The sequence below is a fragment of the Caulobacter sp. SRI_008 genome (assembly GCF_057586355.1).
Map to the genome: position 1 here is coordinate 225,601 of NZ_JBYCZS010000004.1, position 8,973 is coordinate 234,573.

An 8,973-nucleotide genomic window follows, 5' to 3' on the forward strand; every position below is an offset into this window, starting at 1 on the left:
TTGCCCGCTCTCTGGAGGCTTCCGGCGATCCAGTTGCAGGGGGTCTCATGTCAACCACCAAGAAGACGCTGTCGCTCGGCGCCGCGTCGGCCGTCCTGGCCTTCGCCATGCTGACGGCCCAGGCCCACGCCGCCGCGGCCGACGCGCCGATCGCCACCGCGCCGGCCGACGACGCCAGCGAAGTCGACGCCATCGTCGTGCAGGGCTTCCGCAAGTCGCTGGGCGTGGCCCGCCAGATGAAGCGCGACAGCAGCATCGTCGCCGACGTCATCGTCGCCGAGGACATGGCCAAGTTCCCCGACCTCAACCTCGCCGAGTCGCTGCAGCGCCTGCCGGGCGTGGCCATCAACCGCGAAGCCGGCGAAGGCCGCCGCGTGTCCTTGCGCGGCCTGGGCCCCGACTACACCCGCGTGCAGCTGAACGGCATGGAAGTGCTGGGCAACGTCGACTCGCCGATGGACAGCCGCGGCCAGACCTCGCGCGACCGGGCGTTCGACTTCAACATCTTCGCCTCGGAGCTGTTCTCGAAGATCGACGTGCGCAAGTCGTTCTCGGCCGAGCAGGACGAAGGCGGCATGGCCGGCACCGTCGGCCTCTACACCGCCAAGCCGTTCGCCTATGACGGCCGCAAGATGGCGCTGTCGCTGCAGGGCGGCACCAACAGCGCCACCGAAGACTTCCAGCCGCGCGTCGCGGGCATGTTCAGCCAGAACTTCGACGACAAGTTCGGCGTGCTGGTCTCGGTGGCCTACTCCAAGCGCCAGGTCGAGGAGCAGGGCTACAACACCTACGGCGCGGGCCAGCAGAAGGCCAACGCCGCCAACGTCGTCAACCTCAGCGCCGCCGACGCCCTGAAGGCCACCAACGGCGAGCTGATCTTCCAGCGCGGCAACCGCCTGTCGGTCTGGGGCGCCGACAACGAGCGCCTGGGCGTGACGACGGCGCTGCAATGGCGCCCGGTCGAGACCGTGACCCTCACGCTCGACGGCCTGTACGGCAAGTTCTCCAACGACCGCAGCGAGAACCACCTGGCTACCCGCGCCAGCGTCGGCTCGACCATCCTGGGCGCGGCCACCCCGCACTCGGGCGTGACGACCGCCGCTCCGGTGCTGCGCTCGATCCAGTACGACCAGTACAACACGATCATCTACGCCGACGTCGCCAACACGGTGTTCGCCACCGAGACCCGTCGCCAGGAGACCGAGAACACCTTCAAGCAGCTGGTCCTGACCGGCGAGTGGGAGGTCTCCGACAAGCTGAAGTTCGACGGCCACATCGGCCAGGAGACCTCGGACTACGACATCCCGATCTCGGACAAGTTCTACACCGAGGCCTTCGGCGACCTGATCACCGACTACCGCGGCAAGACGGCCAAGAACATCTACGGCTGGGACACCACCGATCCCAACAACTACCGCGCCCACGAGATCGACTTCTCGGCCACCTACCAGACGACGAAGCTGAAGAACGCCGAGTTCAACGGCTCCTACCAGTTCGACGACGTGTTCACCCTGAAGGGCGGCGTGTCGTTCCGCGGCTTCGAGAACTCGGGCTACACCCAGACCAACGACGACGTGAACAAGACGGCCTGGGAAAAGGGCACGCTCGATGACCACGTCAACAGCTACTACAAGATCTTCCGCGAGCACGACGACCAGTCCTGGCTGATCGTCGACTGGAACAAGGCCCTGGCGGCCTACAACATCACCCGCACCCTGGGCGCGCCCAAGTCGATCTACGCGGTGCAGGAAGACACCAACGCCGGCTACCTGCAGCTGGACTGGAAGACCGAGCTGGCTGGCATGCCGCTGCGCGGCAACGTCGGCGCCCGCGCCTACGACACCGAGCTGACCTCGACCGGCGTCATGGCCGTGCGCGGCGTCAACACCCCGACCACCGTCAAGAAGAGCTATTCGGGCGTCCTGCCGGCCTTCAACGCCGTGCTGGAGGTCACCGACCAGTTCCAGATCCGCGCCGCCGCGGCCCAGAACATCAACCGTCCGTCCCTGGCCGCCTACGCCATGAACGGTTCGATCAGCGTCGACGGCTCGACCGTCACGGTGTCGAGCGGCAACCCCAACCTCGACCCCTACACCTCGGACGAGTTCGACCTGTCGGCCGAGTGGTACTTCGGCAGCATCGGCATGCTGACCGCCGGCGTCTTCCACAAGAAGATCGACAACCTGGTCAGCAGCACGACGTCCAACGCCCTCTATTCCGACACGGGCCTGGCCGAAGGCCTGGTCACGGGCGTCACCGCCTCGACCCCGGTGATCTACACCCGCTCGGTCAACAACGCCTCGGCCACGCTGAGCGGCCTGGAGCTGAGCGCCCAGAGCGACTTCTTCTTCCTGCCCGGCCCGCTCAAGAACCTGGGCATGGTCGCCAACCTGACGCTGATCGACTCCGAGACCACCAACAAGATCAACGGCAAGGAGTTCAAGGGCCAGATCTACGGCCTGTCGGACGTCAACACCAACATCACGCTCTACTACGAGACCACGAAGTGGGGCGCGCGGGTGTCGTCGAACTACCGCTCGGACTACACGATCGACAGCGGCGGCTTCGAGGCCACCACCTATGTCGACGCGGCGGCCTTCTACCAGGTCAGCCCGCGCATCCGCCTGACGCTGGACGGGGTCAACCTGACCGACGAGCGCGAGGCGCAGTACAACAGCTTCTACGTCTACAACAGCACCACCGGCGTGAACGTGACCCAGCCGGGCGCCCACCGCCTGTGGAACCACACCAAGAGCGGCCGGACCGTCTTCTTCGGCGCCAACATCCAGTTCTAAGCCTTAGGCCAGGACTGAAAGAGAAACGCCCCGGAGCCGCAAGGCCCCGGGGCGTCGTCGTTTCGTGCTCTAGCCGAGCTCTAACCGAACAGGGGCACGGGACCGCGCCCGCCGCCGTTCCAGGTCGCCCAGTTGGGGAAGACATAGGGCAGGTCGGTCGCCGACACGCCGTACCACTGGGCGATGGCCCCGACATATTCCTCGACCGCGATGGTCGGGATCCAGCGGCCGTCGTTATAGGCGTCGTCAGGTCCGCTGAAGGTGGTGTCCGGATAGGCGCCGTGCACCTTGCGCGAGGCCAGGCCCGCGCCGAGCACCAGGTGGTTGGAGCCCCAGGCGTGGTCGGTGCCGCCGCTGGCGTTGGCTTTGAAGACCCGCCCGAAGTCCGACATCGTGAAGGCGGTGACGTTGTTGGCCAGGCCCAGCGCCTTCATGGCGTTGTAGAAGCCGGCCAGGGCCATGGCGAGATCGGCGTAGAGCGAGGCGTGAATGGCGACCTCGTTGGTGTGGGTGTCGTAGCCGCCCTGACTGACGAAGAAGGTCTGCTTGGCGTGGCCCAGGGTGTTGCGGGCCTCGATCATCCGCGCCGCCCGCAGCAGCTGGCGGGAGATGTCGCTGGTCAGGGCCGCGCCGGTGGTCGGGTTCTTGAAGTACTGGTCCACCACCGAGGTGGTCGAGCTGATGATGGTGTTGGCCGTCGCCGCCTGGGCGTAGGCCGACGACATGCCCCGGCCGGTCAGGTCGGTCACCGCGCCGAACGCCGAGGCGTCCGAGAAGGTGTTCAGCGCCGCCTGGCGGGCCACGACGGCCGCGTCGGTGCTGGCGGCGTTGTAGCCGGTGCGGGTGATGCCGCCGCTCGAGGGCAGGATCAGCGGCGACTTGCGGCTGCCCAGCAGGGCCAGCTGCGAGCCGGCGATCGAGACCAGCGGCGGCAGCTCGGCCGCATCGGCGCGGTCGAGGATGCGGCCCATGTAGCCGTCGAGATTCTTCTCGCGCGTGCGCATGCCCTGCCACTGGTTCTGCTGGTCCTCGTGGGACATCAGGTTCAGCGGCCGCAGGTCCGGGCGGGTCTGGTAGAGGCTCTTGGTCAGCGGCTGGAACAGGGTGCCGGTGTTGAGCACGACGCTCAGCGCGCCCTCGTCCCAGGCGGTCTTCAGCGGAGCCATGGCGGCGTTCAGGCCGAAGGCCGTGCCGGTCAGCGGGACGAGGCTGTCCTGCTTCAGGGCGATCGCGCCGCGCTGGCTGGCGTAGGCGGCGTAACGGTCGTCGTTGGGCACGACCATGTTCCAGGCGTCGTTGCCGCCGAACAGGAACACCCCGACCATCGCGCGATAGCTGGAGGTGTCGGCGATGGCGGCCGAGATGCCGATCTGGGTCAGGGCGGCGGTGGCGGAGGCGCCGGCCAGCAGCCGGCCGAAGTCACGTCGGGAAAGGGTCATGGCTCAGCGGTCGACTTGGAATTGCGGGGACGAGGCGACGATGTAGAGGGCGACCTGCGCCCGCTTGCGCGCCTGGACGGCGGGGTCGGTGTTCTTGACGGCGGCCATGGCCGACGACAGCGCGCCGCGCTGGGCCGAGGTCATGGTGCCGTTCAGGAAGACGAGGTCGATGCGGTCGAGCATCTTGGCCTCGTCGGCGGCCAGGGCCTCCCACTCGGTCCACGGCAGTTCGACGGCGGTCGAGCCGGGGATGGTCGACTGGACCTTGAACTCGGTGCGCGTGGCCTCGCCGGCCATGGTCCAGTCCCAGGCCAGGTTGTGGCGGGCGATCATGGTCGAGGTGGTCATCAGCTTGCTGACCGGGCTGGCCTCGCCCGCGCCCAGGGGCAGGGGGAAGTCGTAGGGGTAGAAGTTGAACACCGAGGTGGCGCGGAAGGGCATCTGGCCGAGAGCGTTGTCGCGGTAATAGAAGGCGTAGCCGTCCGACTTCAGGCCCATGCCGCGCGCCAGGCCGGTCAGGAACAGCACCGGCTCCTTGACCTTGCCGGGCGTGGCGGCCGAGCCGCGCGCCTCGGTGTCGGTCAGGATCGCCTTGATCACCGCCTTCATGTCGCCGCGCACGCCCGCGCCGTTGTCGGCGAAGACCGCGGCCACGCGTCCGACATAGGCCGGCGACGGGTTGGCCAGCACCAGCTGCTGGATCAGCCGCTTGCTGATGAATGGGGCGGTGTTGGGGTGGTTGAAGACGGTGTCGACCACCGTGTCGACATTGGCCTGGGGCGTGGCGTCGGCCGCGATGGTGGCGCCCAGGAACGTCTTGGCCTTGGTGTCGAACCGGGCCGTGTTGATGATCATCGGCTTGGAGTAGTCGAGCTTCGTGCCGTCGCTGATCGCCGCGCCGTCGAGGCGGGCGTAGGTCCAGCCCGTCAGGGCGCGGGCCACTTCCTTGACCTCGGCGTTGCTGTAGGTGGCGATCACCGCCCCGTCGGCGCCGGTCTTGGTGGTGCCGTCGGCGTTCAGCAGCACCGTGCCGACCGAGAACAGCTGCATCAGCTCGCGGGCGTAGTTCTCGTTGGGGGCCGACTTGTTGCTGTCGACCATGTCGAGGAAGTTGCCCATGAACGGGTTCAGGGTGACCTCGCGCAGGATGTCCTTGTAGTTGCCGAACGCGTTGCTCAGCAGGATCTGGTTGAAGGTCGCCAGGCCCGCGGTGGTGTGCACCTCCAGGTCCGAGGCCACGACGATCTGCGACAGGGCGAAGGCCACGCGCTGGCGCAGCTGGTCGTCCTTGCCCATGGCGTTGGAATAGAACCGCATCGACATCGGCAGGGCGCCGTAGTTGTCGCGGTTGCAGTTGCTGAGGTCGGTCCCGGTCAGGCCCGAATTGGCGCAGTAGTTGGTCGCCACCGGCTTGGCGGCGATGTCGGCGTAGCTGCTGCCGCTCAGGGCGAACTGCTGGTCGATCCAGGCCGAGGCGCTCTTGGCCGCCACGATCTGGTCGATCAGGGCGGGCGTCGGGCCGAAGGTGGCCTGCTTGGCCAGGCGCGCGGCCTCGGCCGCCGAGATCACCAAGGGCGCGGGCGGGGTGGTCGGCGTGACGCCGCCGCTGTTCTGGGGCGTCGACGACGAGCCGCCGCCTCCACCGCCGCCGCCGCAGGCCGAGAGCACGAGGGCGAGGCCGGCCCCCGCCGTAGACGCCAGAAGTTTCATACGCATTGCACAGAGGTTCCCGATCACGCCCGCAGGACGGGCGCGTTGAAGCTGGTGATGAAGTGGATGGAAGCGGCCGCTATCGGTCGATGAAGACGATCTCCCGGACGGCGCGGACACCGTCCTGGCGATGGAGCTGGACGAAGACGTCGACGACGCGCTCGACATGGTCGATCACGTCCTGGCGTCGCAGGTTGGCGCCGGCCTGCAGGGCCATCAGCGCCAGCTGTTCGATGGCCCCGCGCGGATCGTCGGCGTGGACCGTGGTCATCGAGCCGGGGTGGCCGCTGGAGACGGCGCGCAGGAAGCTGAAGGCCTCCGCGCCGCGCAGCTCGCCCAGGATGATGCGGTCGGGCCGCAGGCGCAGCGAGGCTTGCAAGAGGTCCTCGGTCCCGACCCGCGCCTGGCCCTGGTCGCCCTTGGCGGCCACCAGGCCGACGGCGTTGGCGTGGACGAGGCGGATCTCGGGCGCGTCCTCGATCAGGACGAGGCGCTGGTCGCGCGGCACTTCCTTCAGCAGGGCGTTGAGGAAGGTGGTCTTGCCGGTCGAGGTGCCGCCGCTGACCACGATGTTCTTGCCCGCGCGCACGGCCGCCGACAGGAAGCCGCGCACGTCGCCGGCGTCGAGCAGGGCGCGCAGGGCCGCGTCGGGCCTGGCCAGGGGCGCGGTCGCACAGTCGAAGGCGCCGGCCGCGGCGTAGTCGTCGAGCGACAGGTCCGAGACCACGTGCTTGCGGATGGCCATGACGATCCCGCCGCGCGTCGCGGGCGGGGCTACCACCTGCACCCGCGCGCCGTCGGGCAGCACAGCCGACAGCAGGGGGTGCTCGCGACTGACGCCCTGATGGACCAGGGCGGCCACCTGGCGCGCCAGGCGCCAGAGGTTGGTCTCGTCCAGCTCGGGGGCCGCGACCTTGGCGACCGCGCCGCCCAGCCGCTCGACCCACAGCTCGCCGGGACCGTTGACATAGAGGTCGGTCACCTCCGGATCGGCCAGCCACGGCGCCAGCGGCGCGAGGTAGGCCTCCAGATAGACCCCCATCGGGGCGTGATGGGTCATCGCGCGGCGCCCCGCACGCTGGAGAAGTCGAGGTCGCGGGCGACGAAGATGGTCACCGGGGCGCCCTGCGGCGTCTTGATGGTGGGCGAGGTCTGGGTGGTCTTGGCGCTGTTGGCCAGGTTGGCGGCCTCCGACACCGAGCCGATGTAGATCTGCGAATTGGCCCGGGTGTTGCTGACGGCGGCGACGCCGGCGCTCAGCACCGAGGTCAGGATCGAGCCGCCGAACCGCGTGAAGAAGTGGCGATCGACCTTGCCCTCCAGCCCGCCGCGGCCCAGCGGGTCGGCGGCCGGCGAGCCGATCTGGATCGACACGCCGTCGGGACGGATCACCCGCGTCCAGATCACGAAGACGCGCGAGGCGCCCTGGGCCACGCCCGACTTGTACTGGCCGATAACCCGGCTGCCGCGCGGGATCAGCACGGCCGAGCCGTCGAAGCTTTTCACGTCGCGGGTGACCATGGCGCGGGCCAGGCCCGGCAGGTCGGAATTGATCGCCGTCTCCATGACCGCCGGGATCACCGCGCCCTGGGGCACGACGGCGTCGAGGTTCTGCATCGCCGTGGCCTTGGCCGGGGTCGCCTCGTCGAGACTGACCTTGTCGCCGAAGCCTTCGCCCGCGCCGGCGGCGGGCGCGGCGGCCTCGCCCTTGTCGCCGGACGGGCGCGGGGCCGAGCGGTCGCCCAGGTCGACCACCAGGGTCGGGGCGCGGCGACGGGCGGCCTCGTCGGCCGTCGCCGGGATCAGCAGCGGCGCCGGCGCGGTCGGCGGCATGAACTCGCCGCGCGCCGGCTCGGGGGCGGGCGTCGGCGCGCTGTTGTCGACGGTGAACTGCGGACCGGGGATCGCGGCCGGCGGGGCCTCGACCTTGGCGACCTGGACCAGCGGCGCGGCGGCGGCCGGCGGCGAGGCGGCGGGCTGGCCGGCGTCGGCGCGATGGCTCGACAGCCAGACGAACACGGCCACGCCGAACACGCCGAAGCCGGCCATGATGGCGAGGTTGGAGACGCCGCCGCTACGGCCGACCACGGGCCGGGCCTTGGCGTCGGCGCTCGCCAGATCGTCCTGGACCTCGGGCGTCAGGCGCGGATCGATGTCGTGGGTCATCGGGCGCTCCCCGTCGTCAGGTCGCGGCGCCAGGCGGTGTTGATCACCGTGGCGCTGGCCTTGTCGCTGCGCAGCACGAAGCGCGGCGCCAGGCGGTCGACGACCAGATAGCCGTCCTTCACGAGAGCGTTGGCCAGGCCCTCGACCCCGTCCGAGCCGATGACGAAGATCGCCGGCAGCTCGGCCTGCTCAGGCCAGGCGAAATAGGTGGCGCGGCCGTCGTCGAACACGCGCGAGGGGGCCACGGCGGGGGCGCCTTCGATGGCGTAGGCGGTGTTGCGGGCGGTCGGGGCGGCGGGGCGGACCGGCGCGGCGACGCTCGGATACTGGAACCGCACCACATAGGCCGCGTCGCTCGTGGGCGCGCCGGCGGGGGCGATCGACAGTTCGAAGACATAGCGGCGGCGGTCGGTGACCACGGTCATGTTGGTGGCCGGGGCGCGGTCGACGGGCTTGAGGAACAGCAGGGTGGCGCGCTTGTTGGGCGTCACCTGCCAGCCCAGGGCGTCGCCGATCGAGACGTTCTCGATGCGCTCGTCGGGGCCGAACTCGATCATGGTCTGGAAGCCCATGAACCCGGTCAGGTGATGCACCCGGTCGGCGTCGTAGGGCAGGGTGCGGATGTGCGGGTCGGCCGGCTTGGCGGCCGGCGGCTGGACGATGGCCGGGGCGACCGGCTGGGCCTGGGCCGCGACGGAAGCGACGAGGCCGCAGGCGATCGACAGGGCGAGAAGCGGACGCTTCACGGGCGATACTCCGAAACTGGAACGCGGGGTCACTGGTCTCTCCGGGTCCCGGACGCGGTGCGGCGGGGCGAGGCGGGGCGGCGGTAGCTGGCGCCGAGCGGGACGGCGGCGGTGGCC

Annotated in this window: 6 protein-coding genes; 1 reads left to right on the forward strand and 5 read right to left on the reverse strand. The window is 69.6% G+C overall.

Annotated elements, in window-relative coordinates:
• The first annotated feature begins 47 nt into the window (after positions 1-47).
• Positions 48-2,795, forward strand: coding sequence for a TonB-dependent receptor (locus AC2YHT_RS05865; protein ID WP_487288639.1), 2,748 nt, complete (start codon positions 48-50; stop codon positions 2,793-2,795).
• Positions 2,796-2,875: 80 nt separating this feature from the next.
• Here AC2YHT_RS05865 and AC2YHT_RS05870 read toward each other — a convergent pair whose 3' ends face one another.
• The 5 genes from AC2YHT_RS05870 to AC2YHT_RS05890 form a co-directional block, all read right to left on the reverse strand.
• Positions 2,876-4,234 carry a DUF1501 domain-containing protein gene (locus AC2YHT_RS05870; RefSeq protein ID WP_487288640.1) on the reverse strand — a complete coding sequence of 453 codons (1,359 nt, stop codon included), beginning with the start codon at positions 4,232-4,234 and terminating at the stop codon, positions 2,876-2,878.
• Positions 4,235-4,237: 3 nt separating this feature from the next.
• Positions 4,238-5,950 (reverse strand): DUF1800 domain-containing protein, encoded by a 1,713-nt coding sequence (locus AC2YHT_RS05875; RefSeq protein WP_487288642.1) that lies wholly within the window; start codon positions 5,948-5,950, stop codon positions 4,238-4,240.
• Positions 5,951-6,023: 73 nt separating this feature from the next.
• Positions 6,024-7,004 (reverse strand): P-type DNA transfer ATPase VirB11, encoded by a 981-nt coding sequence (virB11, locus tag AC2YHT_RS05880; RefSeq protein WP_487288643.1) that lies wholly within the window; start codon positions 7,002-7,004, stop codon positions 6,024-6,026.
• Positions 7,001-8,110: a TrbI/VirB10 family protein gene (locus tag AC2YHT_RS05885; RefSeq protein WP_487288644.1), complete on the reverse strand. Its 1,110-nt coding sequence runs from the start codon at positions 8,108-8,110 to the stop codon at positions 7,001-7,003. The genes virB11 and AC2YHT_RS05885 overlap by 4 nt, the downstream gene beginning before the upstream one ends.
• Positions 8,107-8,856 carry a TrbG/VirB9 family P-type conjugative transfer protein gene (locus tag AC2YHT_RS05890; protein WP_487288645.1) on the reverse strand — a complete coding sequence of 250 codons (750 nt, stop codon included), beginning with the start codon at positions 8,854-8,856 and terminating at the stop codon, positions 8,107-8,109. Before AC2YHT_RS05890 ends, AC2YHT_RS05885 begins: the two co-directional genes overlap by 4 nt.
• Positions 8,857-8,973 lie beyond the last annotated feature (117 nt).

Excerpts from the sequence above, each read along its gene's own strand:
- AC2YHT_RS05865 (WP_487288639.1), top strand. The coding sequence starts at position 48 with ATGTCAACCACCAAGAAGACGCTGTCGCTCGGCGCCGCGTCGGCCGTC.
- AC2YHT_RS05870 (WP_487288640.1), bottom strand. The coding sequence starts at position 4,234 with ATGACCCTTTCCCGACGTGACTTCGGCCGGCTGCTGGCCGGCGCCTCC.
- AC2YHT_RS05875 (WP_487288642.1), bottom strand. The coding sequence starts at position 5,950 with ATGCGTATGAAACTTCTGGCGTCTACGGCGGGGGCCGGCCTCGCCCTC.
- virB11 (WP_487288643.1), bottom strand. The coding sequence starts at position 7,004 with ATGACCCATCACGCCCCGATGGGGGTCTATCTGGAGGCCTACCTCGCG.
- AC2YHT_RS05885 (WP_487288644.1), bottom strand. The coding sequence starts at position 8,110 with ATGACCCACGACATCGATCCGCGCCTGACGCCCGAGGTCCAGGACGAT.